The sequence below is a fragment of the Sphaerimonospora mesophila genome, assembly GCF_001417795.1.
Taxonomy (GTDB): domain Bacteria; phylum Actinomycetota; class Actinomycetes; order Streptosporangiales; family Streptosporangiaceae; genus Sphaerimonospora; species Sphaerimonospora mesophila.
The window spans coordinates 1-15550 of sequence record NZ_BCBX01000041.1 but is presented as its reverse complement, the minus strand read 5'-3'; the positions used below and the strand labels follow the sequence as shown (position 1 = coordinate 15550).

Annotated in this window: 10 protein-coding genes; 2 read left to right on the top strand and 8 right to left on the bottom strand. The window is 70.6% G+C overall.

The annotated features are described in order from the left end of the window. Positions 1-3: 3 nt before the first annotated feature. The 3 genes from AP234_RS22690 to AP234_RS22680 are packed head-to-tail and all read right to left on the bottom strand — an operon-like array spanning position 4 to position 5493. Positions 4-1764, bottom strand: coding sequence for a condensation domain-containing protein (locus AP234_RS22690; protein ID WP_055481731.1), 1761 nt, complete (start codon positions 1762-1764; stop codon positions 4-6). 7 nt (positions 1765-1771) lie between these two features. Then, positions 1772-3565, bottom strand: a complete 1794-nt coding sequence (locus tag AP234_RS22685; RefSeq protein ID WP_055481730.1) for an ABC transporter ATP-binding protein — start codon at positions 3563-3565, stop codon at positions 1772-1774. Beyond that, positions 3562-5493, bottom strand: coding sequence for an ATP-binding cassette domain-containing protein (locus AP234_RS22680; RefSeq protein WP_235558326.1), 1932 nt, complete (start codon positions 5491-5493; stop codon positions 3562-3564). Before AP234_RS22680 ends, AP234_RS22685 begins: the two co-directional genes overlap by 4 nt. A gap of 505 nt (positions 5494-5998) precedes the next feature. Here AP234_RS22680 and AP234_RS22675 point away from each other — a divergent pair. Continuing rightward, positions 5999-7288 carry an MFS transporter gene (locus AP234_RS22675; RefSeq protein ID WP_055481729.1) on the top strand — a complete coding sequence of 430 codons (1290 nt, stop codon included), beginning with the start codon at positions 5999-6001 and terminating at the stop codon, positions 7286-7288. Between the two features lie 60 nt (positions 7289-7348). Here the strand turns inward: AP234_RS22675 and AP234_RS22670 are convergent, their stop codons facing one another. Genes AP234_RS22670 through AP234_RS22650 form a run of 5 tightly spaced genes read right to left on the bottom strand, consistent with a single transcriptional unit; the run spans position 7349 to position 13260 of the window. Continuing rightward, a complete protein-coding gene (locus tag AP234_RS22670; RefSeq protein ID WP_055481876.1) occupies positions 7349-8413 on the bottom strand; it encodes a LacI family DNA-binding transcriptional regulator in 1065 nt (354 codons plus the stop codon). Continuing rightward, complete coding sequence (locus AP234_RS22665) at positions 8413-10035, bottom strand: glycoside hydrolase family 13 protein (protein WP_055481875.1); 1623 nt, start codon at positions 10033-10035, stop codon at positions 8413-8415. The genes AP234_RS22670 and AP234_RS22665 overlap by 1 nt, the downstream gene beginning before the upstream one ends. A 41-nt stretch (positions 10036-10076) precedes the next feature. Next, on the bottom strand, positions 10077-10958 hold the full coding sequence (locus AP234_RS22660; protein ID WP_235558325.1) for a sugar ABC transporter permease: 882 nt from the start codon (positions 10956-10958) through the stop codon (positions 10077-10079). Next, positions 10955-11965 carry a carbohydrate ABC transporter permease gene (locus AP234_RS22655; protein WP_055481727.1) on the bottom strand — a complete coding sequence of 337 codons (1011 nt, stop codon included), beginning with the start codon at positions 11963-11965 and terminating at the stop codon, positions 10955-10957. Before AP234_RS22655 ends, AP234_RS22660 begins: the two co-directional genes overlap by 4 nt. A gap of 2 nt (positions 11966-11967) precedes the next feature. Then, positions 11968-13260, bottom strand: a complete 1293-nt coding sequence (locus tag AP234_RS22650) for an extracellular solute-binding protein (protein ID WP_055481726.1) — start codon at positions 13258-13260, stop codon at positions 11968-11970. A 611-nt stretch (positions 13261-13871) separates the two neighbouring features. Between AP234_RS22650 and AP234_RS22645 the strand changes: the two genes are divergently transcribed. Next, positions 13872-15550, top strand: a 1679-nt coding sequence (locus AP234_RS22645; protein ID WP_200926662.1) for a carbohydrate binding domain-containing protein, incomplete at its 3' end; no start/stop codon positions are given.

Here is a 15550-nt window from a genome sequence, read left to right as displayed (position 1 = left end):
TGATCACCCTTCGCTCGGTCGAGAGTCGAGAAAGATCGGCGGCGGCTCCTGTCTGCCGTCGCCCTGCCACAGCACGCCGAGCGTCTGCCACGCCTCCGGGTCCTCGGTGGCGGGAAGCGCACGATCGTGCAGCACATACCAGTCGGGGGCCGTCACGCCGGTACGCTCGCGCAGCGCGTCGACGACCGCGACGTGCAGCTCGGGACCGGTGGGGCCGCCGGGAGCGGCCGCGACATGGGCGACGAGCCGCGGCCACGGCTCGCCCGCCTCCACCACGATGGACGCCTCGGCGCCCGCCGCCTCTGCGACGAGCCGGCGTACGGCCTCCGGATCGACCCGGCCGCCCCGGACGCGCACCCAGTCGCCGGGCCGGTCCGGCGGAGTGATCCCCACGGCGGCGGCCAGCTCGCCCAGGGGCACCTCGCCGAACGCGCTCTCCACGAGGAGGGTCTCCATCGCGTTCAGCAGCATGGTCAGCTCGTCGCGGGTGATGTAGGCGGTGTCGCCCAGCAGGTGCAGGACGGCGCTGTCGGGCCGGTCGGTCACGGCCAGGAACAGCTTGCAGTCGACCCGGTCGTACGCGCCGACCTCGAAGACGCGGTTGTGCGCCCGGAGCGCCTTGAGCCCGCCCTCGTCGGCCACGGCGGGCAGGCCGGTCCAGCGGTCCGCCAGCCGCACGTCGTTGAAGAACGCCGACTTGTCGTGCACCACACCCCACCGGTGCTCGTTCCGCCTGATCGTCTCGGCGAGCACGGCCGGGTCGTAGTGCCCGTGCTTGTAGGCGTTGATGGCCGGCAGGTAGCCGCGTTTGACGGCGTCGTGGAAGGTGCCGTCGCCGCGGGGCAGCAGGAGCAGCCCGTCCTGCGCCAGTGGGGAGACCGTGCGCCGGGCGTCCGGGTCGTGACGGTTGCCGACGATCAGCCTGAGCAGGGCGGGGTCGTGTCCCGTGTACGCGCCGAGCACGCAGGCGGCCGCGGTGAGCAGGACGGTCGTCGTGCTGGTGCGGCAGGCGTCGGCCACGATGTGGGTGGCGACCGCGAGCGACCGGGAGTCCAGGCCGAGCCTGACGTACCGCTTGGCCTCCGGAGTGCGGGCGGGGTAGTCGAACATGCTGTGCGGCGCCCGCTCCAGCGTGCGGGCCCAGTGCCGCAGCGATTCCGTGCTGCGCCCGGCGCCCCTGGCCGACCCCTCGAAGTCGACCTGATCGAGCGGCTGCCGGGCCGGGGGCTCGGGAACCTGTCCGGCCAGCAGGTCGAGCAGGTCCTGCCGCATCACCCCCAGCGACCAGTTGTCCACCGCGGTGTGCGACAGCGCCAGCACCACGGCGGGAACGGCGCCCTCCGACCGAATGACGGCCCAGCGCACCGGCCACTCCTCGGTCAGCCGGAACGGCCTCGCCGCCAGCGCTGCGGCGACCTCCCTGCTCTGCTCGGCGACATCGGCCGAGGCGTCGATGTCGTACACCTCCAGCGCGAGGGAGTCGCGCCGCTCGACCCGCTGGCGCCACTCCCCGTCGGCGCCGGCCCTGACGAGCACGGTGCGCAGCGACTCGTGCGTCTCCGTCAGGCGTGCGATCGCGCCGGCCACGTCGGCCACCGAGTGGCGGCCGGGCAGCGCCCAGTCCAGGGGGATGTTGAAATAGGTGTCCTCCGTGTCCAGCCAGCTCACGGTCGCGAGGATGGCGCGCTGTCCCCAGGCCAGCGGTCCCTCCCGTCCGGCCGGACACTCGATGGGTACGGTGATCGTCTCCGCGGGGTTCGGCATTGCTCCCTCACTGATAGACACGTGCCTGCATGCGGAACAGCTCCGCGTACGCCCCGTCGCGGGCCATGAGAGCGGCGTGGTCGCCGAACTCGGCGATCCGGCCGCCGTCGAGCACGACGATCAGATCCGCCATGCGGACCGTGGAGAACCGGTGCGAGACGAAGACGGTGACGCCGCCGGACTCCGCGGCGGTCTGCGCCGCGGTCGCCTGATAACGCTCGAAGATCTCGTGTTCCGCCGTGGCGTCGAGCGCCGCCGCCGGCTCGTCCAGCACCAGCAGCAGCGGGCGCTGCCGCATCGAGGCGCGGGCCAGGCCCAGGGCCTGCCACTGCCCGCCCGACAGCGACATGCCGTCGCCGTACTCCCGGCCCAGCAGCCCGGAGATCCCGCCGGGCACCAGGTCCGCCAGTCGCGAGGCGTTGGCCCGGCGCAGCGCGGCGAGGATCGCCTCGTCGTCCCGCAGCCGCGGCAGGTCTCCCACGCCCACGTTCTCCCGCAGCAGCAGCTCGAACCTGGCGAAGTCCTGGAACAGCGGCGCCACCCTGAGACGCCACTCGGCCAGGTCGGCCTCGTCGAGGTCGAGCGAGTCGACGAGGATCCGGCCGCCGGTCGGCCGGTAGAGCCCGCACAGGAGCTTGACGAGCGTGCTCTTGCCGCTGCCGTTCTCCCCGACGACGGCGACCGACTTCCCGGCGGGAATGTGCAGGGACACCCCGTCCAGGACCAGACGGTCGGTGCCCGGATAGGCGAACCGGACGTCGTCGAGGGTGATCCCCTCGCGCAGCCGTGCGGGCATCCGCCGCCGGGCCGGCGGCGCGGGCTCCGCCGTACGGCCGATGGCCAGCCGCCTGAGCTCCTCGAGCCGCTCGACCGTGCGTCCCGTGCCCTGCAGCGTGGTCAGCAGGCCGAGCGCGGTGGACACCTGGACGCTGACCTGGACCGCCAGGGTGATCACCAAGATGGCGTCTCCGACGCTCGCCTGTCCGTCGATGCCCTGCATGACGACCAGCGAGATGGCCACGCCGTAGGCGATGGCGAACACCAGCTGGCCGCCCGCCCGGATCAACGCCCCGCGACGCTGGGCCCGCCACACCTCGGCGGTCACCTCGCGCCACGCCTCGGCCTGGCGCTTCATCAGCTCCGGCGCGGCCCCGCACAGCCGCACCTCCTTGGCGGCGTCCGGCGTCGTGCTCACCTGGAGCAGGTGGCGGCTGAGCCGGGTCCGCTCCGCCGTACGCTCCTGGGCGGCGTCGATCAGCCGCTGCGCCCGCCGGCCGAGCAGCACGGGGGGCACCGCCGCGAGCGGGAGCAGCAGCAGCCACGGGCTGAGCGCGACCAGGATGACGGTGGTCAGCACGATCTGCAGGGCTATCCCGCCGAGTTGGAGAACGGCGGTGAACGCGGTCCGCGTCTTGGCGAGGTCTTCGCGGATCAGCACCAGCCCGTCGGCGAACTCGGGGCTGTCGAAGTGCTCCAGGCCCTTGGAGCCGTTGGAGAGCTCGATGATCTCCTCGTTGAGCGCGAGCTCCTCCAGCTCGCCCAGCTCGAAGTAGGACAGGTGGGCGAAGTGCTCCATCATGAGCTCGAAGACCAGCAGCAGCGCGATCCCGAGCGCGAGCCACAGCGCGAGGGTCGCCTCCAGCCGGATCGAGGCGTCGACGAAGTTCCGCACCCCGAGCGCGATCAGCGGGGTGGCGGAGTAGCCCACGACCATGAGCACGGCCGCCTTGGTCAGGCGGGACCGATCGGTGCGTGCGGCGAGCCGCAGCAGGAACGCGATGGCGCGTAGCAGGGTCCTCATGCCGCGTCCTGGTCCGGGTCGGCGCTGTCGGCGGCGAAGCGCTCCGCCTGGATCCTGAAGAGCTTGGCGTACTTGCCGTCCAGCTCCATCAACTCCTCGTGGCCGCCGCTCTCCGCGACGCGGCCGCTCTCGATGACGACGATCCGGTCGGCCCTGCGCACGCTGGAGAACCGGTGCGAGATCAGCACGCTGGTCAGCCCGCGGGTCAGCGCGAGGAAGCGGTCGTAGAAGGCGACCTCCGCACGGACGTCGAGCTGCGCCGTCGGTTCGTCGAGCACCAGGACCGAGGCGCCCGCGTCGACGGCGAACAGCGCACGCGCGATCGCGATCCGCTGCCACTGCCCGCCGGACAGGTCGCGGCCGCCGCGGTATTGCCGGGACAGCGGGGTGTCCCATCCGTCGGGCAGCGCCGCCACGACTTCGAGGGCGCCGGCGCGTTCGGCCGCCGACACCGTCGCCTGACGGTCCGACAGCCGATCGGGCCGGCTCATGCCGACGTTGTCCGCGGCGCTCAGCTCGTATCGCACGTAGTCCTGGAAGATCACCGCCATGTGGCGGTGCCAGGCGGCGTCGTCGATGGTCTCGAGATCGCGGCCGTCCACCGTGATCCTGCCGGAGACCGGCCGGTAGAGCTTGGCCAGCAGCTTGACGATGGTGGTCTTGCCGGCCCCGTTGAGCCCGACGATCGCCGTCGAGCGGCCGATCGGCAGCTCCAGGTCGAGACCGTCGAGGATCAGCCTGTCGGAGCCCTCGTAGGCGAAGGACACGTTCTCGAAACGGATCGAGCCGCGCGGCGCCCCCTCCTCCGGGCCCGGCCCGGTTCCGTCCGCCGCGGCCGTTCCCGTGATCGCGGCTCCCTCGACCGGATCCGTCCTTTGCGCCGTCCCCGCCGCCGTCTCGGCGAAGGCGTTCATGGCGTCCTGCGCCTGCATGCCGTACTGCGTCTGCACGTCGCTCTCGGGGAAGAACACCCCGAACCGCATCGGGATGAGGATGGTCTGGATGGCGAGCGACAGCGCGAGGAGGCTCAGCGATCCGTCGGTCGCGGCGCCGGACAGGGCGGCGAGCGCGATCGCGCCGCCCACCAGGCCGGCCGCCGCGTAGCCCACGAACGGCGGGCCGAGGATGCGCCGGCGGCCCGACCACAGCGGGGCCAGGTAGCTCATGCTGTCGGCGGTGTGCCGCTCCTTCAGCCAGGGCAGCAGGCCGAGGACGCGGATCTCCTTGGCCGCCGTCGTGCCCGACGCCAGCGTTCGCAGATAGGTGACCCGGCGGCGTTCGGAGGCCAGGGACTTCCACAGGGCGGCGAACCGGCCCAGCGAGCCGCGCTGCCCGAACCTGATCGTCAACGCCACCGCTCCGACGAGCAGCGCGACCAGCGGATTCAGCACGACCCCCAGGACGACGACCGCGCCGGCGAGCTGGCCGTACCTCGCGATCAGGCCGAGCGCCCCGGACGCCGCGTCACCGGGCGTGGGCAGGGTCCGGTCGAATCCGCCGCGGGCGTCGGCCAGCGTGTCGAGCGCGTCCGGCCGCTCGACGACGGGCAGCGGAGCCGACAGCGCCGAGCTCATCAGGCGTTGGATGGCGGCGCCGTCGATGCGCCGGGAGACCACCTCGCCGAGCGCGCTCTGGAACGGGACCAGCAGCTGCTGGAGCACGAAGGCCGCCACGGCCAGCACGAGCGCGGTGGCGAGGGACGAGATCGACTCGGGCGCCGACGACTGCGCGGCCGCCGGGAGGCGGCTCAGCATCACGCTGGTCAGGATGACGAAGGCCGTCGGAAGGGCACCGATGAGCAGGTTGAGTATGAGCGCGGCGGCGAGCACTCCGCGGCCCGCCGACGGCAGGAGGCGCAGGATGGACACCCATCGCCCGGCACGCCGACGGAACCCGGCCAGGGCATGGTGACGCGATATCAACAGCAACGTCCTTTCCAATGCGCAGGGATCTCCGGCGCTTTCCAAGCTGTGATACAGGCTGTGATACAGCGGACGAAGACAAGGCCGCGCATGGATTTACGGCGTGTTAACACCGGTGATTGTGTAATGCCTGCCGGCAGCCTTCCCCCGTTGCTTCATGGGCGTCATCGACCATGGCGAAGCAGAGAGCGCAAATATGGATGGGAGCGCTCCCAGCACCAGAGTATCCCCAGTCGAGAGAGAGCAGTCAAGACCCGAATCAGGTCGCCTTCCCCCATTTCGGACCTCAGGAAAGTCGAATTATCCGAATTCCGAAACCAGCGAAACTCGGCAATCGAACCTTCAAGAACGACGCTCTGACCTGGGGATATGTCGCCGCATCAGGGAGCGGTCCGCGCGGATCTCGCGGGACGACCCTTTACGGCTCCTTCCCCGGCGCAATTCGGTCTGCTAATGTCAGCGCGCCGATCCCGAGGCCCTTGACTTCTCACATAATGAGACGGATGGTCTGATGAGCACTGCGGTGACCGACATCCAACAGCCGAGCAGGACCAGAGTGGCTATCGCCAGCTTCACCGGCACCGCCATCGAGTTCTACGATTTCTACATCTACGGCACGGCCGCCGCGCTGGTGCTGAACTCCGCGTTCTTTCCCGAAATGGACGACCTCGCCGGCAAGCTGGCGGCGTTCTCCACGTTCGCCGTCGCCTTCATCTCCCGCCCGCTGGGCTCGGCGATCTTCGGCCACTGGGGGGACCGCATCGGCCGCAAGTCGATGCTGGTGGCCTCGCTGCTGCTGATGGGTCTGTCCACGGTGGCGGTCGGGCTGCTGCCCGGATACGCGACCCTGGGCGTCTCCGCCGCCGTCATCCTGGTCGCGCTGCGCTTCCTGCAGGGCGTGGGCCTCGGGGGCGAATGGGGCGGCGCCGCACTCCTGGCCGCCGAGCACGCACCGCCGGGCAAGCGCGGACTCTACGCGATGTTCCCCCAGCTGGGACCGGCCGTCGGGTTCATCTTCGCCAACGGCCTGTTCCTCCTCCTCGGCGCGACGCTCACCGACACGGCGTTCAACGAGTGGGGCTGGCGCCTGCCCTTCGTGGCGAGCCTGCTGCTCGTGCTCCTCGGCCTCTACGTCCGCCTGAAGATCGCCGAGACCCCCGTGTTCCTCGCCGCGATGGAGCAGCGGAAGCTGGCCAGGACACCCCTGGCCGGGCTGCTGCGCCGGCAGTGGAAGCAGGTCCTGCTCGCCGCCGGGTCGATGGTGATCAGCTACACCCTGTTCTACACCGCGACGACGTACTGCCTGAGCTACGCCACCGGCACCCTCAAGCTCCCGCGGACCACCATGCTGGCCCTCACCATGGTCGGGGTGGTCTTCATGGCGATCGGCGTGATGGCCTCGTCGTTGCTGTCCGACCGCTTCGGCAGGAAGCGCACGCTCGTCGCCGGGGCCGGTGCCGCCGTGGTGTGGGGGCTGGCGATGTTCCCGCTGATGGACACGGCGTCCGTGCCGCTGGTCGGCCTGGCCCTGGCCGGCGCCCTCGGCATCATGGGCGTGGCCTTCGGCCCGATGGGCGCGTTCCTGCCGGAGCTGTTCCCGACGGAGCTCCGCTACAGCGGGGCCTCGATCGCCTACAGCCTCGGCGGTGTGCTCGGCGGTGCGGTGCCCCCGCTCGTCGCGACCGCGATGCAGGCGGAGGGCCTGGGTTCGATGGCCGTCGGCGGCTACGTGTCCGCCATGGCCGTGCTGAGCATGCTGTGCCTGCTGGCGCTCCCGGAAACCGGCGACCGCACGCTGTAGGCAGCAGACCAGCCGCTCCCGTCGCCCTCGGGAGCGGCTGCCGCCCGACCGGGTCGGGTCCTATCTGATGAGCTTGGGACCCGATCCGGTCGAGCGTCGCACGATCAGCTCGGGTCTGAAGACGAGCTCGTGGTGCCGCGACGGCGCTCCCGCCATCAGTTCGCGGAGCGTGTCGACCGCGGCGGCCGCCATGGCCCGCACGGGCTGGCGCACGGTCGTGAGCGGCGGATCCGTGTACGCGATCAGCAGCGAGTCGTCGTACCCGATGACGGAGACGTCACCGGGCACGGACAGCCCCCGGTCGCGGCACGCCTGGATGGCGCCGATCGCCATCAGGTCGCCCGCGCACACGATGGCGGTGCAGCCGCGCTCCAGCAGGTCGACCGCCGCCGCGTGCCCGCCCTCGACCGAGAAGAGCGAGTGGGAGACCAGCGTGTCGGCCTCGGCCTCGCCGACGCCGAGCAGCTCCCCCATCGCCTGCCGGAACCCGCGGATCTTCCTGATCACGGGCACGAACCGCGCCTGGCCGACCGCCAGCCCCACCCGCTCGTGCCCGAGGTCGGCCAGGTGCCGTACGGCCAGGCGCACCGCGACCAGGTCGTCGGTCGAGATGAACGGCGCCGCCACCTCGGCGGAGTAGCCGTTCATCAGCACGATCGGCACGCCTCTGGCGATCAGCCCGGCGTACCGGTCCGGCCGCGCCGTGGTGTCGGCGTGCAGCCCCGAGACGAACACCATCCCGCTCACGCCGCGCTCCAGCAGCATCTCGACGAACTCGTCCTCCGGCACGCCCCCGGGCATCTGGGTGCAGAGCACCGGGGTGTATCCGTGCTGGGCGAGCGCCTGGTCGATGGCCTGGGCGAACGCCGGGAAGATCGGGTTGTCCAGCTCGGGGGTCACCAGGCCGATCAACCCGTTGCTGCGCCGCCGGAGCGGCTGCGGCCGTTCGTACCCCATCAGGTCCAGGGCGGCGAGCACGGTCTGCCGGGTGGCGGTGGAGACACCGCCGCGAGCGTTGAGCACCCGGCTGACCGTCGCCTCGCTCACCCCGGCCTGCACGGCGATGTCGGCGAGCCGGGGAACGACGGCCGGCCGCTGGACGCCGGCCGCGTCAGGGCCCGGCATCAGCGGCTCCGCCGCCACCACACGGCCGAGTCCGGCGCCAGCCGCACCCCGCCACCGTCCGCCCGCACCACCGGGGAGGCGCCGCCGGCCAGCAGCGGCTCTCCCTGCGCCGGCAGCTCCACCTCGTGGTCGTTCAGGTTGACCGTGCAGGTGAAGCCGTCGCCCCGGGCGAACACCAGCGTCCCGTACGGCGACTCCAGCCAGCGCAGGTCGCCGTCGCCCAGGTCGGGGAGTTCACGGCGCAGCCGCAGCGCCGCCCGGTAGAGGTGCAGCGTCGAGCCGGGGTCGGCGAGCTGCGCCTCGACGCTCAGCGCGCGCCACTCCTCCGGGATCGGCAGCCAGCTCTCCCGCGCCCCCGGCGGGGCGAAGCCGAACGGCGGCTCCGTCCCGGCCCACGGCAGCGGCACCCGGCAGCCGTCCCGGCCGCTGTCGGGGGCGCGCAGCCGCTGCGGGTCGCGCAGATACTCCTCCGGCAGGTCGAGCACCTCGGGCAGCCCCAGCTCCTCGCCCTGGTAGATGTAGGCCGAGCCGGGCAGCGCGAGCGTCAGCAGCACGGCCGCGCGGGCGCGGCGCAGGCCGAGCTCGCCCCCGCCGTACCGGGTGACGTGCCGTTTCACGTCGTGGTTGGACAGCACCCAGGTCGAGGGCGCACCGACCAGGGACACCGTGGCCAGCGACTCGTCGATCGCCGCGCGCAGCAGGCCGGCGTTCCACGGCGTGCTGAGGAAGTGGAAGTTGAACGCCTGGTGCAGCTCGTCGGGGCGGACGTAGTCGGCGAGCCGCCGCGGGGTCGGCGCCCAGGCCTCGGCCACGCCGATCCGCTCGCCGTCGTAGGAGTCGAGGATGCGCCGCCAGGAGCGGTGGATCTCGTGCACGCCGTCCTGGTCGAAGTACGGCACCACCTCGGTGCCGATCATCCGCACCTGGCCGGTGTGGCCGACGTCCGGCAGTCCGGGCGCCTTGACCATGCCGTGCGCCACGTCGATCCGGAAGCCGTCCACGCCGAGGTCGAGCCAGAACCGCAGCACATCGGCGAACTCCTCGTGCACCTCGGGGTGCTCCCAGTTGAGGTCGGGCTGCTGGGGGGCGAACAGGTGGAGGTACCACTGCCCGTCGGCCACCCGGGTCCAGGCCGGGCCGCCGAAGATCGACTCCCAGTCGTTGGGCGGCAGTTCCCCGGTCGTGCCCCTGCCGTGCCGGAAGATGTAGCGCTCCCGCTCGGGGGAGCCGGGGCCGGCCGCCAGCGCCGCGAGGAACCAGGGGTGCTCGTCGGAGGTGTGGTTCGGCACGACGTCCACGATGATCTTCAGGCCGTGCCGGTGGGCGTCGTCGATCAACGCCCGGGCATCGGCCAGCGATCCGAAGATCGGGTCGACGTCGCGGTAGTCGGCCACGTCGTAGCCGAAGTCGGCCATCGGCGAGGGGTAGAACGGCGTCAGCCAGATCGCGTCCACGCCCAGATCGGCCAGGTAGCGCAGCCGGCTGCGGACGCCGAGCAGGTCGCCGACGCCGTCGCCGTTGCCGTCGGCGAAGCTGCGCACGTACACCTGGTAGATCACCGCGTCCCGCCACCAGCGGGTCACGCCCCTCGGCGTGACGGCGGGCTCGACGAGCTCGGTCATGAGGTCCCCCATAGAGAATTCGGATGTCATTGGGCCGGCGGTCACATCTTGGTGGCGCCGCTGGTCAGACCGGCCACGAGATGCCGCTGGACCAGCAGGAAGACGACCGCGGCCGGGATCGCGATCAGTACGGCCGAGGCGGTGAGGAGCCCCCAGTCCGACCAGTGCTGCCCGACGAACTGCTGAAGCCCCACGGCCAGCGTGCGCTTCTCCTCGGCGGACACGAACACGGTGGCGTAGGCGACCTCGCCCCAGGCCGTCATGAAGCAGTAGAACGCGGTGACCGCGAGGCTGGGCCTGGCCAGCGGCAACACCACCCGCCAGAACGTGCCGAACGGCGTCAGCCCGTCGACCAGGCCCGCCTGGTCGATCTCGCGCGGGATGGAGTCGAAGTAGCTCTTCATCATCCACGCGCAGAACGGCACGGCGACGGTCAGGTACGCGATGACCAGGCCGGGGATCCGGTTGAGCAGCCCGAGCGCGGCCATCAGGTTGTACAGCGGCACGATCAGGATGGCCACCGGGAACATCTGGGTGACCAGCAGCATCCACATCACCCCCCGGTAACCGGGGAAGCGGAACCTGCTGATCGCGTAACCGGTGGTGGAGGCGACGAACACGCCAAGCACGGTGGTCAGCGCGGCGGCCAGCACCGAGTTCAGCAGCCACGTCGGGAACGGCGTGTCGCCGAGCACCCGGGTGTAGTTGTCCAGCGACGGCTGGTTGAAGATCTCCAGCTCGGACGACAGCCATCCGTCGCGCGGCTTGAGCGAGGTCAGCACCAGCCACACCACGGGGAAGATCGAGATCAGCGTGGCCACGACGAGCGTGGCGTGCAGCAGTACGGACGCCGCCGTTCCGCGTTCGCCTCGGCGTACGGCCTTCGCGGCGCCCGCGCCGGCGCCCACCGGGACAGTGCTCACCAGACCTCCCCCTGCCTGCGCAGCGCGCGGCGGTAGACCATGGCCAGTACGACCAGCAGGGCGAGGATGAGCACGCCCCAGGCCGCCGAGCCGGAGTAGTTGCGCACCCCGGTGAACGCCTCCCGGAAGGCGTAGGTGACCAGGATCTCGCTGGAGTTCCCCGGCCCGCCGCCGGTGATCAGGAAGATGATCGGGAACATGTTGAACGTCCAGATCGTGCCGAGCAGGACGACCGTGCTCGAGACCGGGCGCAGGCCGGGCAGCGTGATGTGGCGGAACCGCTGCCACGGGGTGGCGCCGTCGACCTCGGCCGCCTCGTGCAGTTCGGCCGGGATCGACTGCAGGCCGCCGAGCAGGGCGACCATCATGAACGGCACGCCGAGCCAGACGTTCACCGCGATGACCGCGATCTTCGCCGTGGCCGGGTCGTCCAGCCAGCCGACCGCGCCCAGCCCGGCGGCCTTCAGCATCGCGTTGATCACGCCGAAGTCGCTGTTGTAGAGGTAGCGCCAGATGAACGCGGCCACGAACCCCGGGACGGCCCAGGGCAGGATCAGCAGCACCCGGTAGACGGAGCGGAAGCGCAGCTTTCTGTGCAGCAGCACGGCCAGGCCGAGGCCGATCCCGTAGTGCAGGCCGACGCAGACGACGGTCCAGGTCACGGTCCAGCCCAGCCGCTCCCAGAACAGGCCGCTGGTCAGGATGTCGAGGTAGTTGCGCAGCCCGACGAACTCGTAGCTCGCCGGGATGACGTTGACCCCGATCGTGCGGCCGACGTTGGCCTCGGTCGCGTCGGTCAGGGACAGGTAGACGCCCCGGGCCAGCGGCCAGCCGACCAGCACCCCCACCACGATGATCACCGGGGCGGTCATCGCCCACGCGTACCAGTGCCGGGTGAGGGCACGCCTGATCGGGCCGGGCCGGGCCCCGCGGTGTCCGCGGGAGCCCCCGGCGCCCGCGGCCCCGCCCCTGGCCGTGCGGACCGCACGTCCAGTCGTGATCGCCACGGTCAGCTCCAGTCCTTCATGATGCCGTGGTACTTCTCGTCGACCTGCTTGAGCACGTCGGCGGGCCCGGTGCCGGCCAGCAGCGCCTGGTAGCCCTCGAGCAGCGGCTGGAAGAGCTGGCCTCCCTCGGGGATCCACGGGCGGCCGACCGCGGTGTCCAGGATCGGCTTGAAGACCGCCACGTCCGGGTTCGCCTGGACCTTCGGGTCGTCGAAGCTGGACGCGCGGGTGGGCAGCAGGCCCAGGTCGCCGGAGACCGTGGCCAGCGACTCCGCCGAGCTCATGAAGCGCAGGAACTCGTACGACGCGTCGATGTTCTTCGAACCGGCGTAGATGGCGAGGTTCCAGCCGCCGGTGGGCGCTCCCGCCCGGACCGAGCCGGCCGGGACCGGGGCGATGCCCAGGTTGGCCCGGTCCTTGAACTCCTTGCCCTGGTAGATCTCCGACAGCGCCCACGGGCCGTTGTAGATCATCGCGGCCTTGCCGTCCTTCAGCGCGGTCATCGCGTTGGCGTAGCTGTCCTGGAGGGCCGGCTTGGCCGCCGCCCCGGACTCGACCAGGTCGGTCACCCGGGCCAGCGCCTTCGCGTTCTCCGGCGAGTCGACGACGATCTTCTTGTTCGCCACGTCGAGCAGGTCGCCGCCCTCGCCGTAGATGAACGGCAGCAGGAAGTAGGAGTCGACGTTCAGCGCCAGGCCCTTCACCCCGGTCTTGGCCTCGACGTCGAGGGCGACCTTCTTGAGCTCCTCGACCGTCTTGGGCGCCTCCTCGTGGCCGGCCTCCTTCAGCAGCCGCTTGTTGTAGAGCAGCGCGAGGGTGTCGGTCACCTGCGGCACCGCGTACGTCTTGCCCTCGTACTTCGTGCTGCTCAGCGGCCCGGCCAGGTAGTCGCTCTCGTTGTCGACCGCCCGGGTGCCGTCGAGCGGCTGCAGGTATCCGAGCGAGGCGAACTGAGAGGTCCAGGCGACCTCGGAGCGGATGACGTCCGGGGCGCCGGTGCCCGCCTGCGCCGCCGTCTGGAACTGGCCCTGCGCCTGGTCGGACGGGACGTTGACGTACTTGACCTTGATCTTCGGATACTTCGCCTCGAACTCCTTGATGAGCTTCTGGAAGGTCGGGCCCTCGCTGTCGGGGCGGGTCGTGTCCCACCAGGTGATCTCGCCGCTGATCTGGGCGGGGTCGGCGGGGGCGGAGTTCGCGGGCGTGGCCGACGTACCGCTGTCACCGCCGCCGCAGGCGGTGGCCGCCAGCGCGAGGGCCGCGACGACGGTCACGGCTGAAAAGGCTCGCCGCATGTCTATCTCCTCATCGGAACGCTCAGGGGGATCGGACGCCGGAGCGATGCCTCGTCGACGTCCCGGGGCGAGCGTGACGTTACGCGCTTGCAAGAAATTTTGAAAGACCTTGCAATGATCGATTTCCGTTTCGTTATTCAGGCACACACGGCACCTGGATGACTACATAGCGCGAAATGTCGACATGCATACGGGGCAAATCGGACAGAACCCCGACCTCGGCTCACGACGTGGTAGAAAAACGCGCCGGAAATTTCCGCAACGTATTGCAAAGACGGGGATCTCTGGGTAGCTTCCAGGCGACACCGGGGAAACCTGAACACGGAGGCCCTATGGTGTGCCCGCCCCCCGCCGGCCCGAGGTCGCGCCTCGCCCGCGCTCCGCCCCCACCGCCCGCGCCTCGACACCGTCAGTCGTCCCGACGCCGCCGCTCTCGTGACCCACGCCGCGGTTCGTGCGCGACGACGTGCGCTCGACCGTCGGCGGCCCATGCCGCCGTCCGAAGAACCCGTACGCCTCTCGGCAGGCGTTTCCCTTAGTGGCGGGCCAGGTGGTCGGCCCCACCCGGCCCGCACTCGCGGGATCCCAACCTCAGTTCTGGAGACCCCCTCATGAGACTTTACAAGGCAATGGTGACGGGCGTGCTGACCGTGACCGCCGCGGCCGGCGCGGCGGTGGCGCTGCCCGCGCTCACCGAGACCCCCGCCAACGCCGCGTCCGGCCCCGGCGTGACGGCCAACCTGTGGAACTGGAACTGGAGGTCGGTGGCCAGGGAGTGCACCGACGTCCTGGGCCCGGCAGGGTACGGCTCCGTGCAGGTGTCCCCGCCATCCGACTCCATGTCCAAGGGCGGATCGGTCTGGTGGGACATCTACCAGCCCGCCCGTTACGTGCTGACCGGCAAGTTCGGCGACGAGGCCGCGTTCAGGAACATGGTCGACGCCTGTCACGCCGCGGGCGTGAAGGTGCAGGTCGACACCGTCATCAACCACATGACGGGGCAGGGGGCCACCAGCTACGGCGGCTACGGCTTCAGCAAGTACGACTATCCCGGGCTCTACTCCTCCCAGGACTTCCACCAGCCGGCCTGCGGCATCAACGACGCCGACTACGGCAACAACGCCTGGCGGGTGCAGAACTGCGAGCTCGTCGGCCTGTCCGACCTCAACACCGGCTCAGAGTACGTACGCGGTCAGATCGCCGCGTACATGAACAAGTTGCTCGATCTCGGTGTGGACGGCTTCCGCATCGACGCGGCCAAGCACATGAGCCCCGATGACCTGACGGCGATCAAGTCCAGGCTCAAGGGCTCTCCCTACATCCACCAGGAGGTCATCTACGGCGAGCACGAGGCCGTACAGCCGAGCCAGTACACCGGCGTCGGCGACGTCGACGAGTTCGTGTACGGCCGCAAGCTCAAGGAGCAGTTCACCGGCCAGATCAAGTGGCTGCGGACCTTCGGCCAGAGCTGGGGCCTGTCGGTCGGCAGTGACAAGGCCATGGTCTTCGTCGACAACCACGACACCGAGCGCAACGACTCGACGCTCAACTACAAGTACGGCGACGCCTACCGGCTGGCCAACGTCTTCATGCTGGCCTGGCCGTACGGCAAGCCCAACGTCTACTCCTCCTTCACCTGGAGCGACAAGGAGGGTGGTCCGCCCTCGGCCGACGGCGGGTTCGTCACCGACACCGACTGCTCCAACGGCCGGTGGACCTGCTTCGACCGGGAGATGGCCGGCATGGTCGGCTTCCACAACACCGTCGCCGGCACCTCGGTCGGCAACTGGACCGACAACGGCGGCAACCTGATCGCCTTCAGCCGGGGCGACAAGGGCTGGGTGGCGATCAACAACGAGAGCGGCGCCGTCACCCGCACCTTCACCACCGGCCTGCCGGCCGGGACGTACCCGAACGTCGCGGGCGGCGGCACGGTGACGGTGAACGCCGGCGGGACGGCGACGGTCACCGTGCCGGGCAAGAGCGCCGTGGCCATCCGCGTCGGCGGCCCCCGGCCCTCCCCCACCGTGACACCCACCGGTGACGACACGGCCACGGTCTACTACAAGACCGGCTGGAGCACCGCCAACATCCACTACGGCATCGCCGGCACCTGGACCACCGTCCCCGGCACCCCCATGGAAACCGCCTGCACCGGCTGGAAGAAGAAGACCATCGACCTCGGCACCACCACCACCTTCGAGGTCACCTTCAACAACGGCTCCGGAACCTGGGACAACAACCAGGGCAGGAACTACACCATCGGCACCGGCACCACCACCGTCAAGGA